The 16,096-nt window shown below is 47.0% G+C and carries 15 protein-coding genes; 8 read left to right on the top strand and 7 right to left on the bottom strand.

Going from position 1 to position 16,096, the window contains the following annotated elements; all coding sequences use genetic code 11:
• Positions 1-305 precede the first annotated feature (305 nt).
• Both QUA38_RS08250 and QUA38_RS08245 read left to right on the top strand, forming a co-directional pair.
• Positions 306-1,406: a hypothetical protein gene (locus QUA38_RS08250; protein WP_333094351.1), complete on the top strand. Its 1,101-nt coding sequence runs from the start codon at positions 306-308 to the stop codon at positions 1,404-1,406.
• 366 nt (positions 1,407-1,772) lie between these two features.
• Positions 1,773-2,210, top strand: coding sequence for a hypothetical protein (locus tag QUA38_RS08245; RefSeq protein ID WP_333160773.1), 438 nt, complete (start codon positions 1,773-1,775; stop codon positions 2,208-2,210).
• A gap of 151 nt (positions 2,211-2,361) precedes the next feature.
• Here the strand turns inward: QUA38_RS08245 and QUA38_RS08240 are convergent, their stop codons facing one another.
• Positions 2,362-2,607: a hypothetical protein gene (locus QUA38_RS08240; protein ID WP_333094349.1), complete on the bottom strand. Its 246-nt coding sequence runs from the start codon at positions 2,605-2,607 to the stop codon at positions 2,362-2,364.
• A gap of 89 nt (positions 2,608-2,696) precedes the next feature.
• Between QUA38_RS08240 and QUA38_RS08235 the strand changes: the two genes are divergently transcribed.
• Positions 2,697-2,840 carry a hypothetical protein gene (locus tag QUA38_RS08235; RefSeq protein ID WP_333094347.1) on the top strand — a complete coding sequence of 48 codons (144 nt, stop codon included), beginning with the start codon at positions 2,697-2,699 and terminating at the stop codon, positions 2,838-2,840.
• Between the two features lie 171 nt (positions 2,841-3,011).
• Here the strand turns inward: QUA38_RS08235 and QUA38_RS08230 are convergent, their stop codons facing one another.
• Together QUA38_RS08230 and QUA38_RS08225 are read right to left on the bottom strand one after the other, a co-directional pair.
• Positions 3,012-4,280, bottom strand: coding sequence for a class I SAM-dependent methyltransferase (locus QUA38_RS08230; protein ID WP_333160771.1), 1,269 nt, complete (start codon positions 4,278-4,280; stop codon positions 3,012-3,014).
• Positions 4,281-4,317: 37 nt separating this feature from the next.
• Positions 4,318-4,494, bottom strand: a complete 177-nt coding sequence (locus QUA38_RS08225) for a hypothetical protein (protein WP_333048382.1) — start codon at positions 4,492-4,494, stop codon at positions 4,318-4,320.
• A gap of 467 nt (positions 4,495-4,961) precedes the next feature.
• Between QUA38_RS08225 and QUA38_RS08220 the strand changes: the two genes are divergently transcribed.
• The 4 genes from QUA38_RS08220 (at position 4,962) to QUA38_RS08205 (ending at position 11,645) form a co-directional block, all read left to right on the top strand.
• Positions 4,962-7,733 carry a phycobilisome rod-core linker polypeptide gene (locus tag QUA38_RS08220; protein ID WP_333160769.1) on the top strand — a complete coding sequence of 924 codons (2,772 nt, stop codon included), beginning with the start codon at positions 4,962-4,964 and terminating at the stop codon, positions 7,731-7,733.
• A gap of 853 nt (positions 7,734-8,586) precedes the next feature.
• Positions 8,587-9,951: a P-loop NTPase fold protein gene (locus QUA38_RS08215; RefSeq protein WP_333160777.1), complete on the top strand. Its 1,365-nt coding sequence runs from the start codon at positions 8,587-8,589 to the stop codon at positions 9,949-9,951.
• A gap of 177 nt (positions 9,952-10,128) precedes the next feature.
• The gene (locus tag QUA38_RS08210; protein ID WP_333160767.1) at positions 10,129-11,106 is read left to right on the top strand and encodes a shikimate dehydrogenase; all 978 of its coding nucleotides are present in this window, start codon (positions 10,129-10,131) and stop codon (positions 11,104-11,106) included.
• A 107-nt stretch (positions 11,107-11,213) separates the two neighbouring features.
• Complete coding sequence (locus QUA38_RS08205; protein ID WP_190657424.1) at positions 11,214-11,645, top strand: hypothetical protein; 432 nt, start codon at positions 11,214-11,216, stop codon at positions 11,643-11,645.
• A 259-nt stretch (positions 11,646-11,904) separates the two neighbouring features.
• Here the strand turns inward: QUA38_RS08205 and QUA38_RS08200 are convergent, their stop codons facing one another.
• The 3 genes from QUA38_RS08200 to QUA38_RS08190 all read right to left on the bottom strand — a co-directional run bounded on the left by QUA38_RS08200 (position 11,905) and on the right by QUA38_RS08190 (position 13,343).
• The gene (locus QUA38_RS08200) at positions 11,905-12,192 is read right to left on the bottom strand and encodes a YggT family protein (RefSeq protein WP_006631083.1); all 288 of its coding nucleotides are present in this window, start codon (positions 12,190-12,192) and stop codon (positions 11,905-11,907) included.
• Between the two features lie 254 nt (positions 12,193-12,446).
• A complete protein-coding gene (locus tag QUA38_RS08195; protein WP_333160765.1) occupies positions 12,447-12,770 on the bottom strand; it encodes a hypothetical protein in 324 nt (107 codons plus the stop codon).
• 198 nt (positions 12,771-12,968) lie between these two features.
• Complete coding sequence (locus QUA38_RS08190) at positions 12,969-13,343, bottom strand: YkgJ family cysteine cluster protein (RefSeq protein ID WP_333160763.1); 375 nt, start codon at positions 13,341-13,343, stop codon at positions 12,969-12,971.
• 349 nt (positions 13,344-13,692) lie between these two features.
• Here QUA38_RS08190 and psb30 point away from each other — a divergent pair, with 349 nt between their 5' ends.
• Positions 13,693-13,833 carry a photosystem II reaction center protein Ycf12/Psb30 gene (psb30, locus tag QUA38_RS08185; protein ID WP_015175616.1) on the top strand — a complete coding sequence of 47 codons (141 nt, stop codon included), beginning with the start codon at positions 13,693-13,695 and terminating at the stop codon, positions 13,831-13,833.
• 121 nt (positions 13,834-13,954) lie between these two features.
• Here psb30 and recJ read toward each other — a convergent pair whose 3' ends face one another.
• Positions 13,955-16,051, bottom strand: coding sequence for a single-stranded-DNA-specific exonuclease RecJ (gene recJ / locus QUA38_RS08180; RefSeq protein ID WP_333160761.1), 2,097 nt, complete (start codon positions 16,049-16,051; stop codon positions 13,955-13,957).
• Positions 16,052-16,096: the final 45 nt, after the last annotated feature.

Raw genomic sequence — 16,096 nt, 5'->3', positions numbered from 1 at the left:
CCACGGCTGGCACAATTGCACCTAACCACGGTTGGAGCGGTGGGAGTGTTGCGGGTCTAGCGCGGTCGCTCGGAGCGATCGGACTGTTGCCAGTGTCGGAGCGGTGGCGGTCTAGCTTTTTTGCGTCACACTCGCACGTTACAACAGCATACTTTTTTTAAAACTAAAATCGACAGAAAACCCGCCACGCTTAGGGTGTAGCGGGTTTAACAGGATTAAAGGGTTTACGTCAAGATATAGAATTACAATAGATTTTAAGTGCTGTCTCACTTTACTTTTCACAGTGTCTTTACATACTATAAGCTATGATGTTAAATTCTCTTTTAATTGTTCCAGAAAATAACTTAATATCAACTGTTGCCGATAAGGGTAAACCTATAAGAGATAAAATTGCTGCTTCAAACAATAAAAAAATCACTGAAAAATATGTTCAGTTGAGTCTTTTTGACGTTTATATTCAGCCCGATATTCAGCAACACTTAAATGATAATAATCTGTACTATGCTCGCACAAAAAATCTCTTAAATTTGTTAGAAGATGCGGAGGTTATTTGTTTTGATTGTAGAACAAATATTTACAAATTTATGTCATTTATGGAATCAGATAATCCCGACATAAAATTGAAGATAGGTAATATGTTGGGATATACAGCAGAAGCAATGGTCGTAAGAGAATGTAATAGTGATGTAAGTAAAAATGCTAAATGGGCTGATATCGCACGGCTTCTTAGAGAAGACAAAAATCCTATTACTAACTTTGTAAAAAAAATTTTTTGGTATCCTACTTTGCAAAACCCAAATAACTATAATGCGATAGGAACAGGTTTAGCAACAACAAAAAACACACAACATTGGAGAGGATGGTACTCTCGGCAGAGTGAGAGGGATATATGCTGGATTGATAGTGCGACAAAAGTAAAAGAATTATTGGTTCCTAATAATATAACTACAGGAAAACTAAAAAATGCTGGAATTCAACTAAAGGTAAGCACGAAGAGTGATGGTTGGTATGTCACTCAATATTTTAAAACTCAGTCCGTTCACACTCTATACCCTGTTGTTTATTTTGACTTAGGCGGTGATTTTGATAAAGTTAAAGACAAGTTACTTAACCTCTCGGCTTCTGATGTAAGAACAAATTCTTTATTCAGTGATAATGTCGAGTTTTCGGAAAAGTTTTCAAGGTCTGATATTGTTGAGATGATGTTGCGGCGAGGTCTAGATGTAGATAAGTCACTACACGAAGAGCTTTTGTACTATAAATCGATTTTTTATAAGTTAGCATCTGGTAAAATTCAATTGCGAGATTTGAGAAATGACGATAAAGTAATTTCTGGCTTGATGATCGACTATGCGGGAAAAAATGCTGTTCGTAATAGTTCCCTACTTACCATTCCTTATATCTGATGAACTATGTAACTGTAAAGGTTACAGGGCTTAGGCGGGGAAATTTGTGTTTCCCCGCCTAGCTTTTTTATAGGGGTTTGACGCTCTATCTCAGGAAATACTCTTAGGCCTTAGCCTGGGAACCGAGATCCAGAGGCTCTGCCTCGCTAACGGATAAAAATAAAAACAGGAGGCAGAGCGTCATGGAATGTGTTCGGACTGTCACACTGCTACGGCTGGCAGGGTTGGCAAGTTTGGCGATCGTTTCGCTGGCACGGTCGGAGCGGTGGGAGTGTTGGTAAGGTTGGAGCGGTTGCGGGTCTAGCTTTTTTACGTTAAACCTTCAGGTGTATAGGGTTTTTTGGTCATGTGAGGTATATAGTTATTATGTTCAAAAATCTTTTGATAGGTCTAATCTTCACTGCCGGGGTTTTATTACCTTCTTTTTCTGGTGAAAGCGTTGCTACTCCGTTGATCCAAGTTCAAAATCCCAACACATATCCAGAGGCTGACAAAAATGGAGACTACCGCATTGTCAACGGAAATAGTGGAGTCATGCCTTGGGTGTGGGAAGCGGTAGATCCAGAAGGTTTGAATGTTCGTTGTCAAGATAGGACTGGTCAAAGTAACCGATTGGATCAGCTTGATTTGCCCGTTGATAGAGTTATGCCACCTGGAGAAAGATTTGATACTGTTGGAATTTCTCTTGACCGACGGGGAAAACCTTGGCTATGGGTTGGTACTTCATTCAGTCGATTTCGCTGCTGGGTTAGAGCTAATACAAATTACGTCCGACCGATTCAAAGAATTAATCGCAACCTATAGCTTTTTTTGTTGGTCTTATTAACTGGTTCCCAGGCTAAGGCCTGGGAACCGAGCTCCAGAGGCTCTGCCTCGCTAACGGATAAAAACAAAAACAGGAGCCAGAGCCTCATGGAATGTGTTCCCAGGCTAAGGCCTGGGAACGAGCAAACGCCTACCCTTTGCGCTTCCGACGGCGAATCAGCACACTCATCACTTGCTTCGGATTAGCTGCACGTTGTACGGGACTCCAATCGCCAACTTGGGCAAATCCCAGGCGGTACAAAGTGAGTATGGTTTCCCTGACACCCTTGGGCGAACCTGTCACCGTTACACAAACCACATCCTGTTCCGATTCTGCTGCTGAGTCGTCATTTGGCCGATCGAATTTGTTGTCGTCAGGCAAGAATTCCTGTGACATAATTATGTTCTCCTGGTTTTGGGTTTTCTAGAAAAACCCAAAAACCCAGCCGCCCCGCATTTCAAGACATAGCAGGGCGGCTACAGAGGATGTTAAGATACTCCGTTAGCCTCCAGACTGCTGATACCAGTTTGGCGGTGAGCTGTCCATTGCTGCTACCAACAGCTTTGGGCAGTGCAACTAGATTTTTGGGCGACGCGGGCTACTTCCTCTACAAGCAAAGCAACCTCTAACTTCAAAGCGTAGCCGCAGACGGGGGCCTGTGTCAATCCATTTCGGATTTTAGGAGTAAGATTAAATGAACCGCGAAGGCACGAAGGACGCGAAGGAAGAGAAAGAAAGAGATGCAGTTCTTGCTTCGCGCTCTTCGCGTCTTCGCGGTTCGTTCAAATAATCAAAAAGCCCTATAATTTCGGTGTTAGCAAAATTAGCTGTTTTGATAAGATCGATCGCACTTCATCCAATCCAATCTCCACATTCCCCAAAATCTCCCCAACACTCTTCCCACCTTTACCTTGCCCAGACGGGCTTCCCTCTTTCTCCCCCCCTTGATAAGGGGGGGCTGGGGGGGGTGCACAACCTTGCAGAAACTCAAATTCCGCACTTGACAAATTGATCAATTGGTAGTTGCAATCAAACACTTGTTGACTCGGCCAACCGTGCATACAACTACTCAACTCTGGAATTGCCTCCAAAAGTGCCTTATCGTCCGACCAATCAATTTTATTAACAGGCTTTTTGCCCAAGAAAAACTCGTAATGAGTGATTTCCGTATCCAACAATTCAATTAATCGATAAAGCTCCCGTTCCGTCAAACCCTGAGCTCTTTCTATCAATTCCGGCGCTTTCCCCAAAAGTCTTTCTAACTGCCAATATCCCGGATTTGAGAAACCAATAAATTCCAATCCCGAAGCGTCAATTAACTCGAACAAAGTCTCAATATTGTAGTCAATTTCCTGCGGGTGAACGTACATATCAGCAAAACATTCGTCCCGCTGATTTTCTCCTGCCCAACGCTGTTTTTCGTACTTGACAAGACGGTTGTTTTCTGGTAAAGAAGCAAAGATTTGACGACCGACTTTCACACCATCGGGATAGTCACCTTTTTGCGGGCCTTGAAGAAGTGCGATCGCCCTTTGCATCAGTTGAATTTCCCAGCGTCCGAGCTCAGCATACACAAAAATGTGCATCAAACCACCCTCGACCAACTTCGCCGCCAGCGCTTGAATGCCCCTAATCGGATCGGGTAAGTGGTGCAGCACGCCGACGCAGTTGATCAAATCAAACTCGCCCTCTAACTCGGCGGCATCGTACAGGCTGAGGTGGCGAAAATCAGCTTCGCGCGCTCCCGTTAGCGAAGCCCTCGAAGAGGATCGCCGACAGCGTTCTTGTGCTACTTTCAAAGCACCTTCACTCAGGTCGATCGCCGTTACCGAAGCTTCAGGATTGAGGTGAATCAGATAATCGGTGCTCGAACCAGTGCCGCAGCCAGCATCTAAAATCCGAATATCCAGTTTTGGCGGCTTTTGCCCGGTGCAAAAATTGTAAGCATCAGGCCAACTCCAGCGCCAGTTGTACCCAGGGGGCGGTTCATCTGACAAAGGATCGGGCGGGAAAGGGAAAGTATCGTAAAGCCGCCGTACGGCAGCACTGATATCAGGCGTAGTATCCATAAGTGAGGTAATTGTGCGTGGGTTTTGAGATTGGTTGTCAGTAGCTACGGACGAACAGCGCGACGCGATGCACTTCTATTGCTGCGTTACTGGCAACCAAAGTGGCGTCTCGCCAAGTTGGGAAGCCTAAGAGAGAGCGATCGGGCGATCGACTAACCCCTGGTAGCCAAGCCCTGACAGCTTCTGCGTAATAAAACTTATCATTTTTTCTCATATAAGCTCTCTTAAATCTATACAATAAATCTCGACAGGCTTTTTAACAAATAAGGACTGTCAATAACCCACCGCTGAACTGTCGGGTAAAGCGGAGGCGTCTTTCCGCAGAAAGTCAAAAGCCCCGAAACAGGCAGAAGAAAATTTTTGATTTTCTTTTCCTTTAATTCAAGGCACTGGCTGCAATCGCCCAAAGGCAACTCTCCTGCCGAGTCTTTTTTTCCACGGGTATGCCGGCGGAGTGCAGCGGAGGGAGTACCCCGTGCCTGCCTTCGGATCGGACATTTCCCCGCAGGCAGAAAGATGAAACCAAAACATTTTAATCTAAGAAAGTAAGCGCGCCCGAACCTCGTGACAGGTAAAGGCAAAAAGTAAACAAAGCAAAAATACCTACTTTGACCTGCATCAGAAGGCAAGGTTAGTCTGGTTAAATGCTGCAACTATTTGGATAGGGAGCTAAGGAGTCTAATGACTGTAAAGGCAAGTGGTGGAAGCTCGGTTGCGCGTCCGCAACTATATCAAACTGTACCGGTCGCAACTATTTCGCAAGCAGAACAGCAAGACCGCTTTCTACAGCGGGGCGAACTCAGCGAACTGGCAAGTTATTTCAGTTCCGGGGCTCTTCGGATCGATATCTCTGCGACGCTGACCCAAAACTCGGAACTGATAGTATCCCGCGCAGCCAACCGGATTTTTACCGGCGGTTCCCCGCTGGCATTTTTGGAAAGACCACAAGAACCTGCGATGGCTGTAGCAGGGGCGGCTCGCGGCGGCTCGGCGAATGTCTCTGAAGGCATGAAACTGGGAAATGTCACCTACGTAGAAAGCCGCGCTGGCGGCAACGGCGGTGGCGGCGGCGGATTCTTGGGGCTAGGAAATCTATTTTCTGGCAACGGTGGTGGCTACAGCGGCCCAATCCCAGCAGGATTTCAGCCGATCAATGTCTCGCGCTACGGCCCGGGCAACATGACCAAATCTCTGCGCGACTTGAGCTGGTTTTTGCGCTACATCACCTACGCAATTGTCGCTGGCGACCCGAATATTATTTCGGTGAACGTGCGCGGATTGCGAGAAATCATCGAAAATGCTTGCTCTTCGGCGGCCACAATTGTGGCAATGCAGGAAATGAAGGCAGCATCTTTGGGATATTTCAGAAACAATGCAGAGGCAAGTGCGATCGTCGGACAGTATTTCGACGTAGCAATTACCGAATTCAAAGCTCCCACACCTTCAGACAAGGTGCGGCAGCGCGAAAGCAACGACCAGCAAGGCTTGCAACTGCCTCAAATCTACTTCAACGCAGCCGAGCGCCGATCGAAATTCGTCATGAAAACCGGTCTGTCTTCGGCAGAAAAGATAGAAGTAGTCAAAGCAGCTTACCGCCAAGTATTCGAGCGCGATATTACCCGCGCCTACAGCCAAAGCATTTCTGACTTGGAATCCAAGGTCAAAAATGGCGAAATCTCGATGAAAGAGTTTATTCGCCGCCTTGGCAAATCTCCTCTGTACCGTCAGCAATTCTACGAGCCGTTTGTCAACAGCCGCGCTGTAGAACTTGCCGCTCGTCACTTCCTAGGTCGCGGTTTGAGCTCGCGGGAGGAATTTAGCAAGTATTTTGCGATCGTCAGCAAAGGCGGCCTGCCAGCCCTCGTAGACGCGATGGTTTATTCCCAGGAGTATTCCGATTACTTCGGCGAAGAAACAGTGCCTTACCTGCGCGGTTTGGGCCAAGAAGCTCAGGAGTGTCGCAACTGGGGCCCGCAAATTGATTTGTTCAATTTCAGCGCTCCGTTCCGCAAGGTTCCTCAGTTCATCACCTTGTTTGCTGGCTACAACCAGCCTCTGCCAGACCAGCACGTTTACGGTGTTGGCAATGACCCCTTAGAAATTCAGTTTGGCGCGATTTTCCCGAAAGAAACTCGCAACCCCAAGAGCCGTCCGGCTCCCTTCGGCAAAGACACTCGCCGTATCCTGATCCGTCAAGGTGCGGGGATTGACAATCAGTTGAGCAATCCGGCGGCTCGCGGTGCTGCTCCTGGCTCTCTGGGCCCCAAGGTCTTTAAATTAGACCAGTTACCGAGCAGCTATGTTGCTTCCAAGAAAACTGCCCGCGGTGTCTCTAGCAGCTACAGCAATGCTTCCAGTGTCAAATATACCGAAAGTTCAACCCAAGCGGTGATTCGGGCTGCTTACCTGCAAGTGTTTGGTCGCGATGTGTTCGACGGCCAGCGCCAAAAGGTGGCGGAAATTAAGCTGGAAAACGGCGAGATTCCGATGCGCGAGTTTATTCGGATGTTGGCGAAGTCGGACGTGTTCCGCAATATGTACTGGAGCAAGCTCTACGTTTGTAAGGCGATCGAGTACATTCACCGCCGACTCCTGGGACGCCCTACCTACGGCCGCCAGGAAATGAACGCTTACTTTGACATTTGCGCCAAGAAGGGTTTCTACGCGCTGGTCGATAGCATCATGGACAGCATGGAGTACAACGAAGCTTTCGGGGAAGATACAGTGCCCTACGAGCGCTATGTAACTCCCGGTGGTTTGTCGATGCGGACGATGCGATCGGGTTCCGTCGCTGAGCAAAATGTCCAAGCTCAGACGCCCGAAACTCCTCGGTTTATCGAACTCGGTGCAGCAGGCGATCGGGGCGATATCGAGTTGCAAACTCGGATTGCTCAAGGTGTCAGCAAACGGCGTGAACAAACTAAGATGTTCAAGCTGACGACTACTTCTGACAAAGTAGCTTTGAAAACTTTAATTCAAGCTGCTTACCGTCAAATTTTTGAGCGCGACATCAACCCGTATGTTGTGAAGAATGAATTCACGGCGCTGGAAAGCAAACTTGGCAACAATGAAATCAATCTCAAGGAGTTCATTGAGGCTTTGGGCTGCTCATCGCTGTACATCAAACAGTTCTACGCACCTTATCCCAATACTAAGGTGATTGAGTTGGGAACCAAGCACTTCTTGGGCCGCGCTCCCCGCAATCAAGCGGAGATTCGGACGTACAACCAAATCTTGGCAAGTAAAGGGATTAAGGGCTTTATCAACGCTATGTTGAACAGCGTTGAATATGCCGAGGCGTTTGGCGAGGATACTGTTCCTTACCGTCGCTTCCCGACTCTGCCGGCTGCGAATTTCCCGAATACCGAAAGGCTGTACAACCAGTTGACTAAGCAGAATGCTGAGGTTGTGGTTCCGAGTTTTGAGCCAGTAGCTGCGATCGACAGAAGCTAGATTGATTTGAGGTTTTAGATGTTAGATTACAGCTAATTTAACGTCTAAAATTAGCTGAAGGGCTGGTGTAGTTACCAGCCCTTTTTTTGTATAATTTGGAGTTTTTTTAAACGCAGAGGGCGCAGAGTGAGGAAAGAGAGAGTTTGCTAAGAAACCAGGTTTTCAAGTTTCATCTGTTGCCAGGAAGAGCCTCGTTACAGCCCAAAACCCCGCTTCGGTAGCAGGTGTCGGTCGCAAAATGGTAGAATCGATTAAAAATAAGTAGCTCCCAAAAAAATATCACAGAGAGAAACCGGGTTTCTTAAACAACACCTTCGTGCCTAAGTCAGAATGCTCTAAGAAAGTAGGTTGGTTTGAAGCACTCGTACACAACGCCATCAATTTGAGATTTGAGATTTGAGGTTTGTGCTCCACTTTAAAATCTCAAATTGCCAATCTAAAATCTGTTGTTGCTTTCGCTCCACAAGAACCCAACCTCCTGTAGAAATGGCGAAGGTATTATTTAAAAAACCTGGTTTCTGGATACCTAATTACTATCTGTTTTGGTTGTTTCGGTTAACCGTACTCGAATAGCCACTTTGAGCCGAGAACATTACTGCCCAATTTTCGTCTGTGATGTCAAAAAAGTCGCGCTCGCTGTACGCAGATGAATTACTTAGTGATGAGTATTAGTTGGTTCTATTGATTCCCATTACGCAAAAATTAAGTGTAATTTCGGAGTGCTGGTTTAGTGACGCATCAAGATATTGAGCGTCCCATAAAACATCAAAATAAGTTGATAATTTATGCTGATTATTACCATAGCGAAACGAATAAGCTATTAGGGCATAATGTAGTTTTGAGCGAACAGGGTATGGAACTAAATTTACAGAAATTTTATAGCGCCTGCAATCCCAGCTACACCCTGGCAGTAGCAAATCAAGAAGACCGACAATACTATATCGATTTTTCTTCAGTGCGGGGCGGCACAATCGTAGAACAATTGGAGCGCACCATAAGCCGTCTGTCCCCCGATGCACCTACCTGTCAATTATTCACTGGTCACATCGGCTCTGGTAAATCAACAGAATTGCTGCGGCTGCAAGCTCAATTGCAGCAACAAGGATTTCATGTTGTTTACTTTGAGTCGAGTAAAGACTTAGACATGGCCGATGTAGATATCACTGACATTTTGTTGAGCGTTGCTCGTCAGGTGAGCGAAAGCATTGAGAAAATGAAAATCAAGCTGCAACCGACGGGTTTTAAAGCTTTGCTCAAAGGGGTTGCGGATGTTTTTCAAACTCAAATCGACTTGAGGGCTGAAGCTAATGTCCCTGGTGTTGGGGAAATAAATGCCAGCACGGAGGGAGAATTTTCTCTGGCTTTGGGAATTGGCAAAATTACTGCTAAGGCGAAAGATGCTCCGAATCTGCGATCGGAGTTGAGGCAATATTTGGAGCCGCGAACTAACGTAATTTTAGATGCGCTTAATAAGGAGTTGCTGGAGCCGGCTAATCAAGAACTCAAACGCCAAGGGAAACAAGGACTTGTAGTAATTATCGACAATCTCGATCGCATACACCTGTGCGCGAAACCGACGGGGCGGCTTCAGCCGGAATACCTGTTTGTCGATCGCGGGGAACAGTTGGCAAGACTAAATTGCCACGTCGTGTATACAATTCCTTTGGTGCTGATTTTCTCTAACGATTTGGGTCAGTTGACCAATCGATTTGGGGTAGATCCGAAGGTTTTGCCGATGGTGCCGGTGCAGTTGAGCGACGGTTCTGAGTGTTCTGAGGGTGTGGAATTGCTGCGGCAGATGGTTCTGGCGCGGGCTTTTCCGACGGTGCACCCTTCGCAGCGCTATGCTTTGGTAGGCAAAGTTTTCGACTCTGCCGAAACTCTCGATCGCCTGTGTCGAGTCAGCGGCGGTCATGTCCGCAATTTGCTGCAACTGCTTTATAGCTGTCTGCAGAAACAAGACCCTCCTCTGTCGCGGGAAACTTTGGAAAATGTGATCATCCAGCGCCGCCACCAGCTTACTTTGGCGATCGAATCTGATGAGTGGCAATTGCTGCGCCAAGTATCCGCTACCAAAACTGTGAACGGGGAAACTAAATACCAAATCTTGCTGCGTAGTCTCTGGGTGTTTGAATACCGTTACGGCGAAGATTATTGGTTTGATGTCAATCCGATTTTGGCTGACGCCAAAGAGTTTCGGGAAACAGTTGACAGTTGACAGTTGACAGTTGACGGTTTACAGTCACTCGGCGAGGAAAATCGCTTCTGAACCAACGAAGTTGACTCCTAGCCGACTAAAGAATAAGGGTCCAACTGTAGCAGGATCTGGTATGAAAACTAACAAAACTCAAAAGTCAACAGTCAACCGTTAACAGTCAACTGTCAACTAACAAAAATGATTAAAGGCACTACTAAACTGTTGGGAGTAATTGGTCATCCCGTCGAACATTCTCTGTCGCCGGCGATGCACAATGCTGCTATTTCCCACTTGGGAGTCGATTTTGTTTACCTGCCGTTTCCGGTAAAACCAGGGGATTTAAAAGTTGCTCTTGCAGGATTTACGGCGATTGGCGTTCGGGGATTTAGCATCACGATTCCCCACAAACAAGCCATCTTACCGCTGTTGTCGGAAGTTTCCCCGATCGCGCGCTCGATCGGCGCAGTAAATACCGTATACCTAACTGACAAAGGTTGGTGCGGCACAAATACTGACGTTGAAGGTTTTCTCGCGCCGCTGCAAACCCCTCCAAACCCCCCTTACCAAGGGGGGGCTAAAGACGCGATTTCTCCGCTAGAAAGGGGCAATACGGCTCTTGAATCCTGTCCCCCCCCTTACCAAGGGGGGGGTAGGGGGGGTTCCGATTGGAGTCAGAAAGTAGCGGTAATTTTGGGAAATGGCGGGGCGGCGAGAGCCGTTGTGGCTGGATGCGCTCAATTGGGATGTGCAGAGATGCACGTTGTCGGCCGCAACGAACAAAATTTAGCGGAATTTCAGCAGAGTTGGGTCAATTCTCCGATGCCCGTGCAAAATTTGCAGGTGCATACTTGGAAGAATTTGTCAATGTTAATCTCGCAGGCAGATTTGCTGGTGAACACGACGCCTATGGGGATGTATCCGCAGGGGGAAAAGTCGCCGGTTGCCGCTGGTGCGCTCGATCGAATTTCAGCAGGTGCCATCGTCTATGATTTAATTTACACCCCTAATCCTACCCAGTTTCTCAAAGATGCGAAGCTTCGGGGAGCGCGAGCTATTGACGGACTCGAAATGCTAGTTCAACAAGGAGCAGCCGCCTTAAAAATTTGGTTGGATAAAGAATCCGTCCCAGTTGATGTGATGCGCCAAGCCTTGCGACAGCATTTAGGTTTAGACTAATGCCATTTCTTTAAAAAGTAGCTGTAGTTTTCAGAATTCCTATAAGTAGGAATTTGAGGCTGAATTCGCGCTAAGCTGAGAATTAAAATATACTTGCCCCGCCATTTATGAAATTTCGAGCTATCAGCCTTTTTTTTGCTACTTGCCTAATCGGAATTTTTAGTTTGGTATTCACTCCACCTGCTTGGGCTCTGACGCAGATTAAACTTTCCGACCTTTCTTATCGCGAATGTCCTGCCGAAATGGGAGAAGGAACAGTCACCAGTGGCAGTTCTATGGAAGCTACCTGCTTTTTGATTACTGGGAAAGCTGAAAATAGCACCGGCAAACCAGTTGTCAATGCCGATATTTTCGGCCGCATTTATGATGCCGACGACAATCCGGTGATGCAAAACCGCACTCGCTTGGGTTCTATAGAAGAAGTTCCTCCCGGAGTTAGCGATTTTCAGCTCAGAATTTCGGTTGCCGCCAATCAACGAACACCTTTGAAGCTCAAGCAATTTAAAGCTACAGGTTTTACTGGCGTGGTTCGCCGTTAAGGAAACTCTTTGAGATTTTAGATTGCTGATTTGAGATTTTGGGTTAGCTGCCCGTGAAACCGATCTGCAGTTTTAGATTTTAGATTTTAGATTTTAGATTGTTGAGTGGGTGGCAATTTCTCATTTCTAATGTACGATGAACTCCCCAGCTTTTCAACCGGGGAGTTCCTCTAAAAATGTCAAATCTAACATTTAGTTGCAGGCAGCTAGGTTTGCCAAACAATTTACGATCGATGCTTAAAAACTTAAGCTTTTCAAACTACAAGGATGTTTGCAAGCTGGTCAAAAGACCGATCAAGAATTCCGAGCCGAACTGAAGTACAAAAAACGCAATCAGTGGCGAAAAGTCAATCCCTCCCAAGGGGGGGATAATCGATCGGAATAGATTCAGGTAAGGGTCTGTTAACTGACTCAAAATCGAAAACGGGGGATCGTACCAATTGATATTGGGGAACCAGCTTAACAGCACCCGAAAAATCATCAGGACTAGATAGATTTGCAGAAATGTCGCTAGCGTGGTTGCCAAAAGGCCTATTGAAGAACTCATAAATTTTGCTTGTAGTTTGAGTAAAGTTTACAGACACTTTAACTGTGAGTTTAGCATAGCTGGGGGAGTGAGAGAGGAGGGAGAGGAGCGAGAGGGGGAGTATCAGGCTTTTTACCGGCGGGCAGGATAGGATACCCACCCCACAATAAAATTCACTCTTTGTGGAACAGGCGCAAAAGCGAGTTCTTGACAATGGCGCAAGATGTTAGTAGCCCCCATGGAGCTGCCAGACTAATCTAAAATTTTAAATGGATTCAGGAGTCTGGGGCGATCGAACCCTCGCTGTTGTGTGCCTGCGCGTTACCGTTTACGTCGCCGAGTTGCAGGCGCACGTCATCTATTGCCTGATTTAGCTGGGCAATTTTATCTTCTAAACTCAGCCTTGCTACTTCCATGCCTTCGGCTTCGAGTTGGCTGGCTTTCCTATGACGGATTTTTCTGGTTTTTGCGTCTGAAGGTTCACTCAGCAAAGCTTCAGCAGCGCGCCGGGACAGCACCGCGCCCAAAACTGCACCCACCAAGCCGCCAACTGCAGCTCCGGCAATAAATCCCCCTGTAAAACCCTCTCGATTACTCATAGCTCAACTCAACTGCGCGATATTTCCTTGATTTGTTTATTTTGACACTATCCCGGTGAGAAACCGGGAGATTGTTAGTTGTCAGGTAGGCGTTGCCCAATTTAAGGAGGATGCTTGTGGGGTGTCCCGCCTGCCGTGAAAATACACGCCTTCGGGCTCATGGGCCCATCCCACAAAAAAATCAAAATCATCCCGCAATTATGCAACACCGTCAGGTAAGGCGAGAATTCCGACTTCAGAGTTAAAGCGGATCATTTCCAAAGATCGATCGCCATACAGATCTTCAATGTGTTCCAAGCAGCACTCGATCGCGAAATCGTTTAATTGGGCAGGCTCAACGCCGTACATTTCCTCAAACACCTCTGAATCTACCCGACAAAAGCGCGGTCGATCGGCATAAATTCCGCATTCTCGGCTCACTTTGTCAAAATTGATACACCAACCGTCATTTCCGACTAAGCTCAAATAGAGCGCTAATTCGTCTTCAGATAAATACTCGTCTAAGTCAGGGCGCTCTGTTGGGTCGAGGTAACAACAAGCACCGCACTGCTTTACGCAACGCCAAGTAGCCATAGTTTGATTTTAGATTTTAGATTTTAGATTTTAGATTTTAGATTGGGAGCATTATGTGGAAAATGCCAAACTTTAAAAGACTGGAGCTCTTCAAGTATATCAATTGCCCGCGCCGGAGGCGGATATCATTCAAGGGCGTTAGATTTTAGATTTGAGGTTTTAGATTCCGCTCACTTTCGGGGAAGGGGCATCAAGTCCCAGGTTTCCTGTGACTGAGAGGTCGATCATAGTTTACATTTTGTTGAATTTTGTAAAGTTCCTTAAAAAATATGGTCGATCGCCCGGTAAAATCAGAAGCGGATTTTCTAATTCAACAATCTAGACTTAATCACTACAGTCAGGAGGACAAATGGACTTTATAACCGATCTTTTCAGTGGTCTGGGTGGTGTAGACTACCAACTCATTGTTCAGGTAGCTTTACTCGCAGCCGTCGTGCTTTCTGGCCCGATCGTGATTTTTCTCTTGGCAGCTAAAGGCGGCGATCTGTAATTATAGCACGCTCCGGGGCGATCGAGAGTTGGGAGTTTTGAGTTGTAAATTATGCAAAATTCACAACGCTCGATCGCCAAATTTCCCTGCTGCACGAGCTTTCCGATCAAATACCGAGTTATCAAATACCCAGGGCGTGTTTAGCAGTTTGAATCAAATTCTCAAAAAAAGGTAGAGATACATCGACTTCTCTAGCATCTTTGCGGGAGTTACCTAACAAACCGATGTTTTGTCCGGGTGCAACAGCCAAAACTTGCCCTTGAGAGTTGCGGATTCTCAATTCCTCGATCGAGCCAGCAGGAGACAGACTGCAAGAATAAGTGCGATCGCAATAATCAAACTCAACTTTTCCAAAAATCGGCGGCCTAGAACTAGCAGCATTTGCCGGTAGCCGAACGCCCAACAATTCTAACTCAACCGATGTCTTGCCATTAAAACTATTTTCCCGCAATCGGTAAGCAATATCAACCCGCCGAGGCAAAGGAAAATATTCCCCCCAACGCCAAGCAATCGCCTTCACACTAGCCGATACATTTCCATCTTGAGTTGCAGTTAGTTTAACGTGACCTCCTTTACCAACAATTTTCTGTTCAGTTATGCAAACATTAGGCGTCCAAAATACAGGAGCCTTATTTTCAATCCCGCAAGGTTCCAGAGCATCAATTTGTCGGTAAAGGTCGAGATTAATCTCAGCCAAATCCGCTCGCACGTCAACTGAAACCAGCGGTTTTAGGTGTTCCGGCTGCAAACATTGATTGGCAAAAATTGACAGTTGATTGCGGAATTGTTCGAGATTCTCAGCCGGCATAGAAAAACCGCCCGCCGCTTTGTGTCCGCCAAATTTAGTTAATAAATCCGCGCAAAAATTCAGCCCGTCAAATACATTAAACTCAGGAATTCCCCTCGCCGAACCCCGGACAATTTTATGGGCTACCGTCCCTACAGCCTCGTTTTCGCCAGCCTCATCCTCAAAAGTACCAATAAACACAGGTACGCCGTAGCGTTCCACTAACCGAGAAGCTACAATCCCGATCACCCCGTGGTGCCAACCCGGTTGGACGACAACTAAAACTCGTTCTTGCTGCAAATCAATCGCCCTTTCCTCACACCAAGCAATGGCTTCCTGCTCAATTTCCTGGCACAACTCCTGCCTGCGCTGATTAATTTGTTCGCACTGCATCGCGTTTTTTAGAGCCAATTCGCGATCGTCCGTAGTCAGCAACTCTATCACAATTTGAGGGTCAGCGAGTCGCCCCACAGCATTAATCCGGGGTCCAAGCCTAAAACCAATATCTTCAGGCTTTAACGAATTTTGAGTTTGAGTTTTTGAGTTGAGAATTGAGGGACTTTCGGCACTTCCCGGCTGCACTCCCGCCACATGAATCAAAGCCTGAATACCCGCCAATTGCGAGTGAGGCAACAGCCGCAAACCCCGCTTCACCCAGCGGCGGTTAACTCCAGTCAAAGGCGCTAAATCCGCAATAGTTCCCAACGTAAATAACTCCAGCAGCGGATTCACCAACCCGCCAACTTTCTGCATATCCTGAGCTAAAGTAATTGCCAAAACATAAGCAACGCCTACGCCAGCCAAACCGCGATAAGGCGAAGATTCTGCAATTAATTTCGGGTTGAGAATAGCATCAGCCGGCGGCAGTTTTGGCGGCAAATCGTGGTGGTCTGTAATAATAACTTTGACACCGAGTTCTCGCGCTCTAGCAACCGGGCCGTAAGCTGCAATTCCGTTGTCAACCGTGAGAATGAGAGCGACACCTTCGGAGTGAAATTCTTCTACAATGCGATCGTTAATCCCATAACCTTCTCGCATCCGGCTGGGAATAGCATAATCCACATTCGCGCCCAGAGCCCTGAGAGCTCGTAGCAACAAAGCCGTACTCGTCATCCCGTCAGCATCGTAGTCGCCGCAAATAGCAATTTTTTGCCCTCCCGAAATCGCCTCCCGCAACAATTTGACACTCGCAGCCAAATCTGGAAACTCATCGGTTGGCGCGGGCAAAACCAGAGATTCCGGTTCGATAAACCCTTGCACTTCTTTCAGAGAATCGATGCCCCGGTTAATCAGTACCTGTGCCAGCAAGGGCGACAAACCGATTTCAGTGGCAAACTGTTCGGCTTGCTGTGGTTGAGGCGAATAAATTTGCCACCGTTGGTTTGGCAATCGGTGAAAATGCGGGGGCACAGATGTCGGTAGCTCTTGCACGGAAGCTGAGGTTTAAAGATACATAGTTAATCTTACCGAATTAAG

Source organism: Microcoleus sp. Pol12B4 (assembly GCF_036701385.1).
Lineage (GTDB): Bacteria > Cyanobacteriota > Cyanobacteriia > Cyanobacteriales > Microcoleaceae > Microcoleus.
Note: the sequence above shows the minus strand (reverse complement) of the source record. Positions and strands in the feature narration are given on the sequence as shown.

Excerpts from the sequence above, each read along its gene's own strand:
- QUA38_RS08215 (WP_333160777.1), top strand. The coding sequence starts at position 8,587 with ATGGAACTAAATTTACAGAAATTTTATAGCGCCTGCAATCCCAGCTAC.
- QUA38_RS08210 (WP_333160767.1), top strand. The coding sequence starts at position 10,129 with ATGATTAAAGGCACTACTAAACTGTTGGGAGTAATTGGTCATCCCGTC.
- QUA38_RS08240 (WP_333094349.1), bottom strand. The coding sequence starts at position 2,607 with ATGTCACAGGAATTCTTGCCTGACGACAACAAATTCGATCGGCCAAAT.
- QUA38_RS08230 (WP_333160771.1), bottom strand. The coding sequence starts at position 4,280 with ATGGATACTACGCCTGATATCAGTGCTGCCGTACGGCGGCTTTACGAT.
- QUA38_RS08235 (WP_333094347.1), top strand. The coding sequence starts at position 2,697 with ATGTTAAGATACTCCGTTAGCCTCCAGACTGCTGATACCAGTTTGGCG.
- QUA38_RS08200 (WP_006631083.1), bottom strand. The coding sequence starts at position 12,192 with ATGAGTTCTTCAATAGGCCTTTTGGCAACCACGCTAGCGACATTTCTG.
- QUA38_RS08225 (WP_333048382.1), bottom strand. The coding sequence starts at position 4,494 with ATGAGAAAAAATGATAAGTTTTATTACGCAGAAGCTGTCAGGGCTTGG.
- QUA38_RS08190 (WP_333160763.1), bottom strand. The coding sequence starts at position 13,343 with ATGGCTACTTGGCGTTGCGTAAAGCAGTGCGGTGCTTGTTGTTACCTC.
- psb30 (WP_015175616.1), top strand. The coding sequence starts at position 13,693 with ATGGACTTTATAACCGATCTTTTCAGTGGTCTGGGTGGTGTAGACTAC.
- QUA38_RS08220 (WP_333160769.1), top strand. The coding sequence starts at position 4,962 with ATGACTGTAAAGGCAAGTGGTGGAAGCTCGGTTGCGCGTCCGCAACTA.
- QUA38_RS08250 (WP_333094351.1), top strand. The coding sequence starts at position 306 with ATGATGTTAAATTCTCTTTTAATTGTTCCAGAAAATAACTTAATATCA.
- QUA38_RS08245 (WP_333160773.1), top strand. The coding sequence starts at position 1,773 with ATGTTCAAAAATCTTTTGATAGGTCTAATCTTCACTGCCGGGGTTTTA.
- QUA38_RS08205 (WP_190657424.1), top strand. The coding sequence starts at position 11,214 with ATGAAATTTCGAGCTATCAGCCTTTTTTTTGCTACTTGCCTAATCGGA.
- QUA38_RS08195 (WP_333160765.1), bottom strand. The coding sequence starts at position 12,770 with ATGAGTAATCGAGAGGGTTTTACAGGGGGATTTATTGCCGGAGCTGCA.